Genomic DNA, 15,119 nt, shown 5'->3' with positions numbered 1-15,119 from the left:
AAGAGGCCGTGGCAACGGCTGCGCACGCGAATGCGGCGGCAACGACCACGCGGCGCCAGCCGAACCAGCGTCGGTTCCCCGGCAAGGCGACTTTCAAGCATCGAAGCAGGAAGAACACGACCAGCACGAGGGCGGCGAGGAACACTACTGGTATGAGGAGGATCATGACGGCCTTCTCCCTCGTGCCCGACTCCTCACGAGCTTCCGCCCCGCCCTGAGCCGAGCCTGTCGTCAACTGAGGAAGGAGACGGGCGCGAGCAGGGATCGGTTGCGAACCCCACCCATCCGACCATTCTCGCCGGTGTCAGGTTCAGGGCGATCCGGTATGACCTTTCCACTCACACGGGCGGCGCACTCGGCGAAGGGCTGATTGCGCCCCGCCGTTGGCCGCTGCCAACAGCTCATGGTCAGCTCTAGGCTTCGCGGCCTGGCCGCCGCGTCCTCGCCATTCTGTCCGTCACCGCGTCCACGTCCGCCCACGCCGCAGAGGCGCTCCCTCTCGCTGAAGCTCGACATCGACCACATGGTGCCCGTGGCGGAGAGCTGCGACAGCGGCGCGTCCGCGTGGACCGCGCAGCGGCGTGAGGCGTACGCCAACGACCAGGGCGTGGCCACCAGTCTGGTGGCGGTCACGGCCCGCTCGAACCGGTCCACGACCGACCAGGACCAAGCATCGTGGCTGCCGCCGGCCGCCGAGGTGCACTGCCGATACATCGCCGATTGGGCGGGCACCAGGCTGCGTTTGAGCTTGATGGCGGGCGAAGCGGAGGTCGCGGCCCTGCGGGAGGCGCCAAACGGCTGCCCGGAGCGGAGCGTGGCCTACGAGCCCGCCGCCTAGCTAGGCCCCCGGTCCGCCTCGAAGTTGGTGGTGGGGACGTGTTGGGCCGCTGAGCCCGGGGCGGACCGCACGGGCCAGCATGGCCGGTCCGACCGCGTGTCGCGTCCCCGTTCTACTTCTTGCGGACGACGCCCGTTGCGATCCAGCCGAGTGTGGCGCTTGTCCATGAGGCGTGGCGTCGCGGACTTCCTCCACAGGCTGCCGGACTCGCGGCTGGGTAGCCGTTCCCGCGATGTCTTCCATCTGGTTCGTCGGGTTCGTCCGTTGTCTAATGTCGGCATGGGGTGGTTGAGCGGTCGGCGGGAAGAACGCGAGCGCCGGGCACTGGCGCAACTGGAACGGATCGTCGCTGCCCAGCAACGGGCGGATCAACTGGCTCGTGAACGACTGCTCCGAGAGGCTCGGGACGAGGTGTGGCCCGCTCTGTATGCCGCCATCGTGGACGAGGTGGACCGTCGCCAGGCGGCAGGGCACCTCCCACCGCTGAAGGCGGCGATCGTTCTTCACGAGACGCTCAGCAGAGCCACAAAGGGCCCCCGCCGCCTGGACTCCCGCTACTCCGAAGTGCTGCCGGCAGCCGTTCGGGAGATTGTCACCGGAGTGATCTCCGAGCTCCGTTATCGTACCGACCTGCCTCAGCAACTGATCGATCCGACGCGACTGCCTTCCCGTGAGTACGCGGACCAGAGCGAACGACGCAAGGCACTGACGCTGGCGCGTGCACGGGACAGGGCGCTGGCGAAAGACCGGGAGCGCAAGGCGGTACAGGAGCGAGCGAAGAAAGCGGAGCGGGAGGGAGCGCGTAAGGCGGAGGCACGAGCGCGTGAAGCGGAGCAGGAGCGAGAGCGCGAAGAAGTGGAGAGCAGGCTCCGAACCGAGGAACGGAGAGCTGTGTCACGCAGCCAGGCGGAGGCGGAGGAGGCTGCGCCCGGCCTGCTGGCACGTGCCGGCTTGCCGTCCGGCAAGAACGAACTCGCGATCGCCACGCTGCTGCTCCTGCGGGAAGAAGAGGTGACGCCAGAGCGGATACGGCATGGGGTCACAATGTTCGAAAATATCTACGAAGCCCATGTGCGGAGCTTCAAGGCAACCGGCGGGCAGACCTCCTGGCCGAGTGCGGGAGCCCTGATCAGGAAGCTCTTCTCAGGTCCGTGACACCCAGCGATCACGCTCGGCCCGGCCCTCGCCCTATGAAGTTCCTGGTGCAGACCCTCGCGGCCGCGGGCGAACGCCAGCGCGAGCTGACGTACGACGGACTGCGCGCGGCAAGGTCGCCACCTACCTCCGCACCACCGAGCTGGAGCCCGCCGGGCGGGCCGCGCTCGGCCAGGGGGCGACCGTACGGCGCGGCCAGCGCTACACCCTGCGCGTCCCCGCCGTACACCGCCAGCTCCTCGCCCGCTGCCATCCGCTCGACGGCGGCCAGGACCTCCCCGCGGTCCCGGCCCAGCGCAGGGCCCGTCGCGAGTACAACCGGATCGTCGGCCGGCCCGCGTCGCGTCGGGGCAGCAGGCTGCATCCCCCATGCACCTCGGCCCAGTAACGGAGCGCGATCTCGGACCGGATAGCGTCCCGATGTCGCGGGACGCTATGCGGCGACGAACGCCCTGTACACCGGCCGTGCGACCGCCCGCACGGTGAAGCTCCTACAGGACGGCACCGTCTTCCACGACCGAACGGCGCAGAACATCCGCCGCCAGGAGCAGGGCTGTGATTACGCCACCGCTCAGCTCCTGGCGCTTGATGCACCGCGGCCCCGGCCCGGATGCGACCGGGCGCGGTGGGTGTGCGAGGCCTTGGCGGCGATTGGCGCCCGCAACGTCCGCCACCACGGTGTCCACCGCTGGGTCTTCGCTGGGTCTTCCGGCTCGGCCGGACCGGGCGCGAGCGGGAGGACATCAAGATCGGCGTCCCCTCGCTCCGGCCCTACCCCAAACACCCCGACCCCGAGCACACGGCGGCATGAGCGGCGTCCCCACTCCGACGCCCGCCGGTCCGCCTCATCCCTCACCGCCCGGTTCCTGCGCCCCCCGGAGCTCTGTCGTGCCATCACCAAGACCAAGATCAAGGTCTACGGCTGGAGGTCGCGCTGGTACCAAGTGCCTGACTTACCGCCGAGATCGGCCGGGGTGGCAGGGCCAACCGGGACGAACCCGGCCCTAGCCAAAACTTTCTGGGACGCGGCGTTGTCGTGGGAGGTGGCCGCACGCAGTGTGCGCAGGCCGAGCCGCGCTGTCGCTATCCGGCACAGCTCCCGGACGGTCGCGGTCGCCACGCCGCGGTCGGCGACCCGTTCCGCGACCCGGTAGCCGAGTCTGGCGGTGCCGTCCTCCAAGTCGTACAGGTTGAACCTGCCGAGTACCGAGCCGTCCTCGGCGACGAGCACGTAGAAGGCGCAGACGCCGGCCTCCTGCTCGGCCAGCGACGCGTTGTACCGGTCGGTGAACTGGTCGAAGAAGTCGTCGCCGCGGTCGGAGATCGAGGCAGCGAAGTAGGCACGGTTCGCCAGCTCGAACGCCAGAACCGCCGGGGCATGGCCGATATGCAGCGGCTTCAGCATGGGCATTGCCCGACCCTACCCAGATGGTCCGTTGAGGCCACCTGGTTTTACAGACAGCTCCTGGGCAGTGTCATCAAATGATCACTGTTGGTGGATCATGGTGTCGTGATACGTCGTCATGAACTGTCAGATGCCGAGTGGGAGTTCGTCCGGCCGTTGTTGCCTGCGTCGTTGCGGGGACGTAAGCGGCTGGACGACCGCCGGGTCCTGAACGGGTTCGTGTGGAAGTTCCGCAGAGGACTCCCGCGCCGTGGCCCTTCTCGTCCTCGGCGCTGCGGTCGGGGCGCTGCGACAGGGCGCTGATGTCGTAGCCGACACCCCACGTCTCGGGGTCCTTCACGCCGGGCTGCTTGAGCATCGGCCGGTAGAAGTGGTGCGTCAGCGCCTCGCACAGCAGGTCGATCCGCGTGGCCACCGCGACTGGGTCGCCTCGTTCTTGATGAAGAAGCTGTTCCAGTATGTCCCGCTGTCCAGGCCCAGCGGGATCTTCGCTGGGATCGACGGGCCGGTCGCCAGCCGCTTGATCGACCGCTCCGGCAGCTCCCCGACCCGCTCGTCGAACGGCGTGCTGAAGGTGCCTGGTCGCCGCCGACTCGATGCCGTGCCCGGGCAGCGTCGCGCTCTGCCGGACGGGCCTGGGACGCGTCGCGCGCCCGGGGCCCGTCTCGTATCGGTGCAGGTCAGCGAACCTGGACGGATGCGACCAGAGTGTTGAGGTCCGGCCAGAGCTTCTTGTTCGTCTCCGGCAGTACGACCCACAGCACCGAGGGGCGGACCCGCCCGGTGTCGACCACGAGGACCGCGTTCAGGTCCATCGTGGACGGCACCCCGCGTTTGTGGAAGTGGATCTCGCTGACCAGCAGCCAGGCGTCGTGTCCGTCGACCTTCAGCGGCTGCGAGGCGACGTCGACCAGGATCGCCTGGTCGCGGGGGTATTCGTAGCGCCGCCGCTCGTCCATCACCGCGCCCGCCACGCCGCGCAGCTCCCCGGTGCCGCCGGCCGCGGCCATGATGTCATCGTCGACCTGCGTGGACTTCACGAGTGCACGCTGGCGCCCCTCCTGCTTGCGGGTGAAGCCGTCGAAGACCGGATCCAGCGGCTTGCTCCGGTCCCACGTGCCGCCCAGCTCCGCGTATTCCAGGGAGGAGTCAGTGACGGTGCCGATGACCGGCGAGCCCTCGCCCGGGTAGTCCCGCACCTTGACGGTCCCGGTGAGCCGCCGCTCCTCGGGCAGCGGGGAGGCGCCGGGGGTGAGAGTGGGCATGGGGATCCCCCGCTGCGGGGCGTCCGCGGTGCTGCCCGCGCAGGTGGCGGACGAGGAGTCCGGTGTGCTGTGCGCCTGCTGGACCACCTTGCCGTCGACCAGCACGGTGCACGTGAGGGTGCCCCCGTCCTGGTCCTCGCGGCTTCTGACGTCCAGATAGAAGTCGGCGCCCGCCGCCAGCGTGACGGTCTTGCGGTACGGCAGGATGACAACCCCGTAGGGCGCGTGGCTGTTCGCCTCCCCGACCGTGAGGTCCACCGAGGGGTGGTCGCCCGTCGCGATGTAGGTGACCTCGACCTGCCGGGATTTCTTGTCCGGGGACGCCCCGTCGTCGCTCGGGTCACCGACGGCCAGGGCCAGCCCGACCGCGCCGAGCGCGACCACCTCGAAGAGGATCACCAGGGCGCCGACCAGGTAGAACCCGCCCGGGATCCGGTCGAAGGTCTTCCTGCCGCGGCCGGAGTGGAACTCGCGTCTCGGCTGGGATGTCTGCGTCATGTCGTCCTCCCCCTCACGCCCGGCCGCTGTCGCCGGACCGGCTGTCGGCCGGCTCGTCGGCGAACCGCGTGGCCAGCAGCCCCGCCTCCCGCGCCTCGTCCAGCATCCGGTGCAGGTCCTGGAGCCGGGACCGGTCGGCGAGCCCCTCGATCTCGGCGACGGCCAGCTCGTCCCGCACCGTGTTCACCACCAACTCGTGCATGTCCTCGCCGAGTTGCTCCAGCTCCCGTACGGCCTCCCACTCGCGGTACGCCGTGTCCGCCGCGCGGGTGTTCTCGGCGTACCGCTCCAGCGCCTCCACTCGCTCCTCCAGCGCGCTCGACGACAGCCGCAGCGCCTGCCGCTGCGTCCGCAGCACCTCCTCCACCCGCGAGCCGGAGGCGTCCCCGGCAATGGTGCGCACCTTCCGCGCCAGCCGGGTCAGCTCGGCCAGGCGCTGGGCGATCTCGTACTGCTGGGCCGGCAGCGTCACGTCGTTGGCGATGTCGTCCAGCAGCCCGTCCCGGTCGACCTGCGACTGGAGTACCGCCGTCACGGCGGCCTGGGCGCGCTCCATCCGGCGCAGCGGCGAGTGGCCCAGCAGCTCGCGCAGGGAGTCGTCGCCGAAGTCCTCGGCCAGGTAGTACCGGCCGTGGCGCAGCCGGGCCACCCGCTGCCGCTCGTCGGTCCCGCAGCCGAGGACGACGATCAGCAGCCAGGCCAGCAGGTGCACGCCCACGACGGTCAGGATGAACGTCTCGAACCCGAACTGGACCCCGACCCAGATCAGCCCCGCCTGCGCAGCGAGTCCGACGGCCAGGCCGGGCCACACGCCGATCAGCGCCCACAGGATCGTCACCGGCAGTAGCGCGCACACCGCGGAGGCCCCCAGGGCCGTCCAGATGTCCGCCTTGGTACGGCCGCCCAGCCCCGGCTCCTCGGGCAGCGGCAGCGTGGCCGGGAAGAGTCCGTCGGCGGACTTCTCCAGCAGCGCGCGCTCCGCGTCCTCGAGGGCCGGGTCCACCACCGGCCGCAGCGCAATGTCCTGCGCCATTCAGCAACACCCCCCACAGGTTGGGGAAGATCGTGACACACGCCGGAGGGGCTGCCCGCGCCGCCCCTGTTCCCGGCCGCCGAAACTGTGACGGCGCGGACCCGAAGACAAAGTGTCTTCCCCCCTTGGCCTGATGCCGCTGAGGCCGACGGGGTGCGACGCGCAGCCAGAGGCGCGAGAGGCGCCCCTGTCCGCTACCCGACGCCCCCGTCCTGCGCCCGGTGGCCCCTGTCCGGGCGCTGGCAATCGCCACTTCACACGTATCCCAAGTTCCCGACCTCGCGCACACGGCGGCGTGAGCAGCTCCCCGGCACCGATGCCCGCCAGCTCATCCCAGTCGTCTGGAGTTCCCATGCCTTCTCGCCCTGCCATAAACGGCGTCCGCTACCCGGGGATGTCCAAACTCGCCGCGCTGCGGAGCGCCGCGTTCGAGGTGCCGGCCGACCGGCACGTCGAGGTCACCGTGGTCTCCAACGCCTGTCCGCCGATGGTCAGCCGCCGAACCCGCGAACTCGGCCGGCCGGTTCGGATCCTGAAGATCCTGGGCCTGCGCAGCGACGAGGGAGCCGACCGCAACAAGCGCCCGGCCTTCCGCACCGCAAGCCGTCCCGCAGGCCACGGCCGTTCGCCCCGCACCAGTCGGCCTGTGGTCCAGCGCACTGCTGCCGGCCGCCGGCCTCCTCTACGCTGCGCACCGTGATCGCGAAACCTGCCCCCACTCGCTCGTGTTGCGGCACCACCGTGCCTGGCGCGGAAAGAATCGGTGCCCGCTCCGGGCTCGCCCGGGAGACCGGGCTCATGCCGCCGGACGTCTGGTTGCACGGCCGCAGCACCCCGGGAGGCACTCGGTGACGGCCGGCGACCGGCCGTGGAGCACGGAGCCCGAGGGACGGCAGATCCCGCCCGGCGTGCCCGGCACGGCGGCAAGGCTGCGAACGATCGTCGCGGAGCTGTCGGACCGCTTCTACGAACGGGACGACGTGATACGCGCGCTGGTGGTGACGCTGCTTGCCGGGCAGCACTCCCTGGTGCTCGGCCCGCCCGGCACGGCCAAGTCCGAGATGGCCCGGGAGCTCACCGGCCGGATCGAGGGGGCGTCGTACTGGGAGATCCTGCTGTCCAAGTTCACCGCTCCGACGAGGATGTTCGGGCCCATCGACGTGGCCGCGCTCTCCCGGGGCGAGTACCGCCAGGTCTATGAGGGCCGCGCCACCACCGCGCACATCGCGTTCATCGACGAGATCTTCAAGTGCTCCACGGCCGCGCTGAACGAGACGTTGGGCTTCCTCAACGAACGGATCTACCACCCGGAGAACGGCGGCGAACCGATCCACTGCCCCCTGATCGGCGCGATCACCGCCAGCAACGAACTGGCGGAGAGCGACGACTCGGCCGCGATCTACGACCGGTTGCTGGTGCGGATCGAGGTCGGGTATCTGGCGGACCCGTCCAACTTCGCCGCACTGGTCCGCTCCGCCGTCGGCCACCCGGCCGCCCCCGCCCGGACCACCGTCGGACTGGCCGCGCTGCAACGGGCCGTGACCGAATCCGTCCCGGGCATCGGCGTCCCGGACACGATCGTGGACGCCGTGTGCACCCTGCGTGCCGCCCTGCGCCGCAAGGAGATCGTCGCCTCCGACCGCCGCTGGCGGCAGGCGGTGCGGCTGCTCCAAGCCTCCGCCTACCTACAGGGCCGTCCGGCGGTCGCCGAGACCGACCTGTCGATGCTGACCCATGTGCTGTGGCACTCGCCCGCCCAGCGCCCGACCGTCGAACGGGAGGTGCTGCACCTGGTGAATCCCGACGCCAAGGAGGCTCTCGACCTGGGCGACACCATCGACGAGCTGGAGGCCCAGCTCGACGCCATGGCCGGGCAGTCCCGGGAGGCCTTGAGCGAGTGGGTCATCAAGAACGCCCACGGCAAGCTTGCCGTGGCGGGCAAGCGGCTGGAGACGTTGCGCACAGAGGCGGCGAACGCCGGTCGCTCGACCGCGGCCATCGACCGTCTCATCGGTCGTCATCGCGGTGTCCGTGCCCGGGTGCTCACCGAGGCCCTCGGCGTGGACGTCAGCGCGGTGAAGGCGCAGCCGTGAGCGTCGAGGAGACAGGGCCGGAAGCCACGGACGGTGCCGACGGCGGGGCACCTGTCGGGCTGGACGAGCTGGTGCGCCACTCCGGGGCTTGGCTGGGACTGGGCGTCGGGCGGCCCGGGCGGCACACCGCGACGGTGGTGGCGGGCCCCTTCGAACGGATCGCCTGGCGCGACACGCTCGCGCAGTCGGCCGCGCTGCGCGAGCTGGTCGACGAACTGCGCCCACAGCACGCCCACATCGACGATCTCCTCGCCGATGTCTTCCTGGCCGCCTACCAGGAGACGGAACCCCGGCTGCGCGAGCCCGCCGAGATGGACCCTGCCCGGCTGGCCGATCACGGGATCGTCACCGCGCTGGTGAGGTCGCCGGACTTCGCCGCACTACGCCGGGAGACGGCGGGCGACCCCTACGCCGCCGCCATGGCCGTCCTCGTCCAGGCGCCCGCTCTGCGCCGGATGCTGGTGCGGGCCTGGGACGCCCGGGAGTCGGCCGGACGTGCGGGCGCGGCTCTGCGGGACGCTCAGAACGCTGCCGCTCGCGTGGGCGAGGCGCTCCGGAGAGCCGCTGCCGCGGCCGGCCAGGACAGTGCCGTGCCGGTCCCGGTCGCCACCGCCGCACAACGGGCGCTGGGAGCCGCCGAGGCGGCCGAGGCCACCGCCCGGGAGGCCGCGCAGGCCGCCGCCCGGGCCGTCGCCGCGGCCGCCCCGGACATCAAGGTCATGGCGCGCAACGCCACCGCGCGGGCCGCCGAAGCGGTGCGGCACGAGGCCGCGCTGCATCGGGCGTGGGGCGTCGGCCCCGGCGAGCTGGAGCGGATGCCGTTCGAGGAACGCGACCGGCTCGCCGAGCGGCTGCGCGGCGGCCGTCTCGCCCGGTGGGCCGAACTGATCGGCCGGTTCCGGCAGATGGCCGGTGGTGAACGCGCCCGCAGGGTGAAGAACACCACCGGCGAGCTGATCGGCGTCACCCTCGGGGACGACCTCTCCCGCGTACTGCCCTCCGAACTGGCCCACCTCGGCCTGCCCGGTCTCCGCGCGGTCTTCGCCGCCCGGTACGCCGCCGGGGAGCTGATGCTCTACGACAGCCAGGGCGAGCAGAGCACCGGCAAGGGCGCCGTCGTCGCGTGCGTGGACACCTCGCACTCCATGTACGCCGAGGGCCCTGGCGGCATCACCCGGGAGGCGTGGTCCAAGGCCTGCGCCTTGGCGCTGATGGACCAGGCCCGCGCGGCGGGGCGGGACTTCGTCGGCATCCTGTTCTCCTCCGCCGACGAGCTCCGCGTCTTCCGCTTCCCGGCCGGCCGGCCCGCCTCGACCGCCGCGGTCATCGACTTCGCCGAGACCTTCCTCGGTGGCGGAACCGACTTCCAACGGCCGCTGTCCGCGGCGGCGGACCTACTGGCGGAGGAATTCGCCGCCGTCGGCCGGGCGCGCGGGGATGTCGTCCTTATCACCGACGACGCCTGCGAGGTCACCGAGGAATGGACACGCGACTGGCGAGCCGTCAAACGCCGGCTGGACTTCAGGCTCTTCGGTGTGGCCGTCAAGAGTCCGGCAGCCACCGAGCACGGCTCGGTTCTGGAAGCCCTGTGCGACAACCTCCGCAATGTCGAGGACCTCACCGACGTGCACGCCGCCGCCGACCTCTTCCGGCTCGTCTGACCCCGCTCGGCCGTACCGCGTACGGCCCCCGACGCCGTCCGGCGTACTCCGGGGCGGGCGCCGGGGCCCTCGGCCACCGACAACCCAGCAGCGACTGCGGAGGAGTTCCACGCCGTCGCCTTCGAGATCGTCGCAGTCGGCCACGCACCCAGTCATGACCATGCCCATGACCATGACCAGGCCCAAGGTGCGGCCGGACACGAGAAGTCCGGAACCGGTCGCGAACGGGCCAGGTGAACCGGCGGACCTGCAGGCGCAGCACCACACGCCTCCGGCGCTGGGCAGATCAGCGGGAAACCGCAGGTAGGACCCATGAATCCGCTTCGACCACCTTCCGCAGCCCGGACACTCAGCCCCGGAAGATCTGCGTGCGACGCCGATCCAGACCGCCTCGCCGTCATCCTCCGCTGACATCACCGCGACTTCAGGGTCCGACAGGAACAGGAGTTCATCGGACCACGTGTGGAAGGGCGGAGTCCGCAAGTTGACCGGTGGGTTCCGGTGACCGGCTCTCGCTCGGCAGCGTTCAATGGGGGCACACGAGGACGCGGAAGGTGATGATCTTGAGTCGGGACAGAGGGCGGCGTGGGCCGCTGGTGGCGGGCGCGCTGATCGTGGCGATATCGCTCGCCGGTGTCGGGTTGTACTGGTTCCAGCCGTGGAAGCTGTGGCAGGACGAGACCGTACAGGAAGCGCTGCCGAGTGTGGCTCCGACCTCGGCGGCGGCCGAGTCGACGGCATCCGGGGATCCGTCCGCTGACTCAGCTCCGTCGCCCACACCGCAGGATCCGGTGACGATCACGCAGGGGTCCTTCATCAGCCACGAGCACACGACCACGGGCACGGTGAAGCTGATCCGGCTGCCGGACGGCTCGCACACGGTCCGGCTGGAGAGCCTGGACACGAGCAATGGGCCCGACCTGCGGGTCTGGCTGACCGACGCACCCGTGAAGGAGGGAGAGGCGGGCTGGCACGTCTTCGACGACGGCAAGTACGTCAACCTGGGCAAGCTCAAGGGCAACAAGGGCGCCCAGAACTACGCCGTCCCCGCGGGCACGGACCTGAGCGGTCTGACCAGTGTCGCCATCTGGTGCGACCGCTTCGACGTCTCCTTCGGCGCCGCCACGCTCGCGTAGCAGCGAGCCCCGCTCCAGGGCCCTTCGCGCGTCGGCACGAACGGGAACCGAGTTGTGGCTCCGTCCGGCCGGCGAGGAAGGCCCGGTGTGCCCCGGGCGGGGCACACCGGCTGTTCTTGGCGTTGTTCCGGGTGCCGAAACGTCCTCCTGGGCGTTGACGGCACCGCGATGCCGTACGAGGGCCTGGCGCGGCGTTCATGTCCAGCAGGCGTCACGGTGTGACGTGTTCCTGTGACGTGATCGGGGACTTGAGTGACCGGAGCGTGCGGCCGGCGACGAAAGGGGACCCGGCAAGGGAGGAACGGCCGGCCGGGTCGTCGGCCAGCATGATGGTGGGCCTGACGCGTTTGCCCGCCGTCTCGCTGCGGATCTTGAAGCTGTGGCACAGCGCGGTGACGATTCTTCGAGGCCATGTTGTCCGATCCGGCCCGGGTGAGGGGGGAATGCCGTCGGCGATGTCGGGTTGGTGTCTCGCACGCCTATCTGGACGGTGCCGCCCGTGATGGGTGTGCGGCAGCGGGCGGCTGGACAGCGGCTGGCCGTCATTTTCGTTCAGCACCGAGCCCGCACCCGCCTCCCTTGTCCTGATCAACAGGGTTGGTGACGCACGAGTACCTCTGAACGGTCCGCCATGTACAACCAGGCGGGGGAGCCGGCCGTGCGACGTTGACAGGGCGGGGTCGGCTGGCGTGCGCTGAGGGTAGGGCCACTGGGTGAAGGGGACGACGCCGGTGCACGATGCAATCAATGTCGCCGCCGCGGTCACTGAATCCGGCACCTGCCAGGTGGCCGGGGAATCTGGCCCGTGCAGTCCGCGGCCCCCATTCCCGCGCTGGCGTTGGGGCCGCGTCAGCTTCCCCCGAGGCAACGACGGTCCTGGCCTGCTCCGAGCGGCCAGGGCCTTCGTGCTGCCGGGGTGCGCCGTTGCGTGCGACCCCTGCCGGGGTGGTGGACTGGAATGGCCGATCGTGCCCAGCAGCAGTGAAAGCCGCAGCGCCGGATGAACAGCGGTGCCCACTGAGCAACCCTCGCCGACCCGCCGCACACCCGCCCGTCCACCGTCTCGGAAGGCAGAACCACGTGACTTCTCCCGTGTTCTCTTCGGATCACGTCTCAACGGGTGCAGGTGTGCCGGCAGATCAGTACGCCGCGCCCCGGCATGCCACGTGGCTCGGTGCCGCCGCGATCATCACCAACGAGGCGGGCCAGGTCCTGCTGGTGCGCCCCACCTACCGTGAGGACGGCTCGTGGGTGCTGCCCGGCGGTGTCGTCGAACACGGTGAACACCCGCACGTCACCTGTCGGCGCGAGATCACCGAGGAACTGGGCCTGGACCTGCCGCTGTCGGCCGTGCTCGCCGTCCACTCCTTCTCCGCGCACCACCCTGACCTTCAGCCCGGCGCGCACTGCCCCGGAGAGATCCGTTCGTCTTCGACGGGGGAATCCTCACCCCCGACCAGGTGGAGGCGATCCGCCTGCCGCTTCAGGAGCTGTCCGAGTACGCCTTCCTGGAGACCCGGGACGCGATCCGGCGGCTGCGTCCCGTGGACGGGCAGATCATGCTCGCCGCCTACCGTGCCCGGCTCGGCAACACCGCCACCGCGCACCTCGCCGACGGCCGGCACATCCTTGACGTCCCGGCCCTGGACCGGCACGACGTCCACGTCCGCCACCGGCCCTTGTGGGACAGCCCTCTCCACCGCCGCCCTGTCCCCGAGCGGCTGCCCGTGCGGCAAGCTTGGGCGTGGTGCTTCATCCCCGACGGCCGGGTCGTCGTCGTGGCCGACCCCGGCCCGCGGGGCGCGCTGCCGATGCTGCCCGGCGGCACCGTGGAGAGCACCGACACCACGCCCGAGGACACCCTGCGTCGCGAAGCCGCCGAGGAAGCCCGGCTCACCCTGACCGACCCGGTGCGACTGGGCTGGGTACTGGACAAGACCGGCGAGGTCTACGGAGGCGTGGGGCCCAACGCCCGGCTCCGCCTGGCCGCCCGGGTCACCGCCATCGGGCCGGCGGCCGTCGACCCCGCCACCGGGCGCCCCTTCGCCCGCCTGCTCGCCACCCCCGCCCAGACTGCCGCCCTGCTGGGCTGGGGCTCGCCCGGAACCCGGCAGGCCCAGCTCGCCGCGGACACGGCACGTGAGCGGTGGGGTCTGCCCACCGCTCGCGCCACCGCCATCGAGGAGATCCCTGTGGAGGGGGTGCGGCTCAGCTGACCCCGACCCCGCCCACCTCGCCTCCTTCCCGTCCCGCGCCCCTCTGAGGTAGTCCCCATGCCGTTGTCGCACCACCACATCCGCACCACCGTCGATACCTACCTCACCCGTCACCCTCACGAGCGCGAGCAGCTCAGCGTCCTCCTGGACGCCCTCGACCGGCCTGGCGAGGACATCACCAACCGCTCGACTTTCACCGGGCACGTCACCTGCGGCGCGATCGTCGTCGACCAGCTCGGCCGCGTCCTGCACGTGCTGCACCTGGCCAGCGGGAAGGTCCTCGCCCCCGGCGGACACACCGAGCCCACCGACGACACCCTGGCAGCGGCGGCTCTGCGTGAACTGCACGAGGAGACCGGGATCCCGGCTCGGGCCGTCACGCCGTGGCCGGGCTTCGAGACCGTGCCGCTGGACATCGACATCCACAACATCGACGCCCATCCGGGCAAGGGCGAGCCAAGACACCACCACTTCGACCTGCGGTTCCTCTTCCGTCTGCAGACGACCGAGGTGTCGGTCGTGCCGCAAGAAGAGGAAGTCGGCGGCATCCAGTGGCGTCCCGTGGACCGGGTGACCTCCCCGACACTGCGCGAGAAGCTGCTCAAACTGCCGCTCCAGGCCGAACCGGAGACGGCCAACGCCTCGGCCCTGATCTACAACGACCGCGGCGAGTACCTGCTCCACCTCCGCGACTACTTCCCCGGTCAGATCTGGGAGTCGGGCATGTGGTCCCTGCTCGGCGGCGGCCGAGAGCCCCAGGACGCCACCCTGGAACACACCGTGCGGCGCGAACTGGCCGAGGAAGCCGGCCTCGATCTCGCCGGCCTGTCCCCGTTCGGCACCGAGTACGCCTCCCACGACGACGGCACGACCGTACCCATCGCCATCTACGCCGGCCGCTGGAACGGCGACCCGCGCGAACTCCACCTGACCGAAGGAGTAATGCTCGCCTGGTTCGCCCCCGACGACCTCCACCGCCTGCGCATCGCGGACACGACCAGCGACCTCGTACGGCGCCACGCCGCCGGCCTCCCGCCGATGCAGAGCGAACCCGAGCCCGAGGAACAGCGTCCGGCGGCACCGCACGGCACGGTCCCCAACATCATCGGCGTCCACCTCTACCTGGAACGCCCCGACGGGACGGTGCTGCTCGGGCTGCGCCACCCCGACTCCGCGTTCGCGCCGTCCACCTGGCACGTCCTGGCCGGCCACTGCGAGCAGGAGAATGCCATCGACTGCCTGATCAGGGAGGCGATGGAGGAAGCCGGGCTGAGCATCGAGCGCCAGGACGTGGAACTCGTCCATGTCGTCCACCACATCGGTCAGCCCAGGAACCCACCCCGCATGGCCCTGTTCTTCCGCGCCCGTACCTGGAGCGGCGAGCCGGTGCTGCGCGAGCCGGACAAGTGCACCCAGTGGAAGTTCTGGGATCCCGCCGCCCTTCCCGACGACCTCGTCCCCTACACGCGACTGGCTATCGCGAAGATCCAGAACGGCGAGCTGTACAGCGAGACGGGCTGGCCCACATGACCGGCGCGTCGACCAGCACATCCAGTCGCATGCCCGTTGCGACAGCGACCGGGCGCCAGATACCCGCCTCGTGGTGATCCGCGGCAAGTCGGCGTCCGGCAAGTCGAGCGTGGCCCAGAGCCTGCGAGATCACTACGGCCGCGGTATCGCGACCGTAGGCCAGGACGTGATCCGCCGGAACGTGCTCAGGGAACACGACACCGCGCGCGGCACCAACATCGCCCTGGGCACGATCGCCCACGCAGCCCTCGACGCCGGCTTCCACGTCGTCCTCGAAGGGATCCTGTAC

At 70.7% G+C, this 15,119-nt stretch carries 11 protein-coding genes and 2 pseudogenes; 10 read left to right on the top strand and 3 right to left on the bottom strand.

The window, feature by feature from the left end; genetic code table 11:
• Positions 1-508: 508 nt before the first annotated feature.
• Together ACFIF2_RS34295 and ACFIF2_RS34290 are read left to right on the top strand one after the other, a co-directional pair.
• Positions 509-838: pseudogene (locus ACFIF2_RS34295) on the top strand (HNH endonuclease); the annotation flags it as partial.
• A 279-nt stretch (positions 839-1,117) separates the two neighbouring features.
• Entirely contained in the window at positions 1,118-1,993 is an 876-nt protein-coding gene (locus ACFIF2_RS34290; protein WP_395577193.1) for a hypothetical protein, read from the top strand.
• A gap of 916 nt (positions 1,994-2,909) precedes the next feature.
• Here the strand turns inward: ACFIF2_RS34290 and ACFIF2_RS34285 are convergent.
• Positions 2,910-3,404, bottom strand: coding sequence for a GNAT family N-acetyltransferase (locus tag ACFIF2_RS34285; protein WP_395577192.1), 495 nt, complete (start codon positions 3,402-3,404; stop codon positions 2,910-2,912).
• An 84-nt stretch (positions 3,405-3,488) separates the two neighbouring features.
• On the opposite strand from ACFIF2_RS34285, the gene ACFIF2_RS34280 reads away from it, so the two are divergent.
• Entirely contained in the window at positions 3,489-3,701 is a 213-nt protein-coding gene (locus ACFIF2_RS34280; RefSeq protein ID WP_395577191.1) for a transposase, read from the top strand.
• 377 nt (positions 3,702-4,078) lie between these two features.
• Here ACFIF2_RS34280 and ACFIF2_RS34275 read toward each other — a convergent pair whose 3' ends face one another.
• Both ACFIF2_RS34275 and ACFIF2_RS34270 read right to left on the bottom strand, forming a co-directional pair.
• Positions 4,079-5,161, bottom strand: a complete 1,083-nt coding sequence (locus ACFIF2_RS34275; protein ID WP_395577190.1) for a hypothetical protein — start codon at positions 5,159-5,161, stop codon at positions 4,079-4,081.
• 13 nt (positions 5,162-5,174) lie between these two features.
• Positions 5,175-6,194: a hypothetical protein gene (locus ACFIF2_RS34270; protein WP_395577189.1), complete on the bottom strand. Its 1,020-nt coding sequence runs from the start codon at positions 6,192-6,194 to the stop codon at positions 5,175-5,177.
• Positions 6,195-6,588: 394 nt separating this feature from the next.
• Here ACFIF2_RS34270 and ACFIF2_RS34265 point away from each other — a divergent pair, with 394 nt between their 5' ends.
• The 7 genes and pseudogenes from ACFIF2_RS34265 (at position 6,589) to ACFIF2_RS34235 (ending at position 14,830) form a co-directional block, all read left to right on the top strand.
• A complete protein-coding gene (locus tag ACFIF2_RS34265) occupies positions 6,589-6,894 on the top strand; it encodes a hypothetical protein (RefSeq protein WP_395577188.1) in 306 nt (101 codons plus the stop codon).
• Between the two features lie 196 nt (positions 6,895-7,090).
• Positions 7,091-8,287, top strand: coding sequence for an AAA family ATPase (locus ACFIF2_RS34260; RefSeq protein WP_395577197.1), 1,197 nt, complete (start codon positions 7,091-7,093; stop codon positions 8,285-8,287).
• The gene (locus ACFIF2_RS34255) at positions 8,284-9,948 is read left to right on the top strand and encodes a VWA domain-containing protein (RefSeq protein WP_395577187.1); all 1,665 of its coding nucleotides are present in this window, start codon (positions 8,284-8,286) and stop codon (positions 9,946-9,948) included. The genes ACFIF2_RS34260 and ACFIF2_RS34255 overlap by 4 nt, the downstream gene beginning before the upstream one ends.
• Positions 9,949-10,511: 563 nt before the next feature.
• Entirely contained in the window at positions 10,512-11,084 is a 573-nt protein-coding gene (locus ACFIF2_RS34250) for a DM13 domain-containing protein (RefSeq protein ID WP_395577186.1), read from the top strand.
• 738 nt (positions 11,085-11,822) lie between these two features.
• Positions 11,823-12,410 (top strand): annotated as a pseudogene (locus ACFIF2_RS34245) (NUDIX domain-containing protein); the annotation flags it as partial.
• Between the two features lie 134 nt (positions 12,411-12,544).
• Positions 12,545-13,300, top strand: a complete 756-nt coding sequence (locus tag ACFIF2_RS34240; protein ID WP_395577185.1) for an NUDIX domain-containing protein — start codon at positions 12,545-12,547, stop codon at positions 13,298-13,300.
• 57 nt (positions 13,301-13,357) lie between these two features.
• Complete coding sequence (locus ACFIF2_RS34235; protein ID WP_395577184.1) at positions 13,358-14,830, top strand: NUDIX domain-containing protein; 1,473 nt, start codon at positions 13,358-13,360, stop codon at positions 14,828-14,830.
• Positions 14,831-15,119 lie beyond the last annotated feature (289 nt).

Origin of the sequence: Streptomyces sp. BK79 (genome assembly GCF_044142145.1) — a bacterium.
Taxonomy (GTDB): Bacteria; Actinomycetota; Actinomycetes; order Streptomycetales; family Streptomycetaceae; genus Streptomyces.
Note: the sequence above shows the minus strand (reverse complement) of the source record. Positions and strands in the feature narration are given on the sequence as shown.

What these genes read in the sequence shown, in the direction of transcription:
- ACFIF2_RS34235 (WP_395577184.1), top strand. Translation starts at nt 13,358, where the DNA reads ATGCCGTTGTCGCACCACCACATCCGCACCACCGTCGATACCTACCTC.
- ACFIF2_RS34285 (WP_395577192.1), bottom strand. Translation starts at nt 3,404, where the DNA reads ATGCCCATGCTGAAGCCGCTGCATATCGGCCATGCCCCGGCGGTTCTG.
- ACFIF2_RS34265 (WP_395577188.1), top strand. Translation starts at nt 6,589, where the DNA reads ATGTCCAAACTCGCCGCGCTGCGGAGCGCCGCGTTCGAGGTGCCGGCC.
- ACFIF2_RS34290 (WP_395577193.1), top strand. Translation starts at nt 1,118, where the DNA reads ATGGGGTGGTTGAGCGGTCGGCGGGAAGAACGCGAGCGCCGGGCACTG.
- ACFIF2_RS34270 (WP_395577189.1), bottom strand. Translation starts at nt 6,194, where the DNA reads ATGGCGCAGGACATTGCGCTGCGGCCGGTGGTGGACCCGGCCCTCGAG.
- ACFIF2_RS34275 (WP_395577190.1), bottom strand. Translation starts at nt 5,161, where the DNA reads ATGACGCAGACATCCCAGCCGAGACGCGAGTTCCACTCCGGCCGCGGC.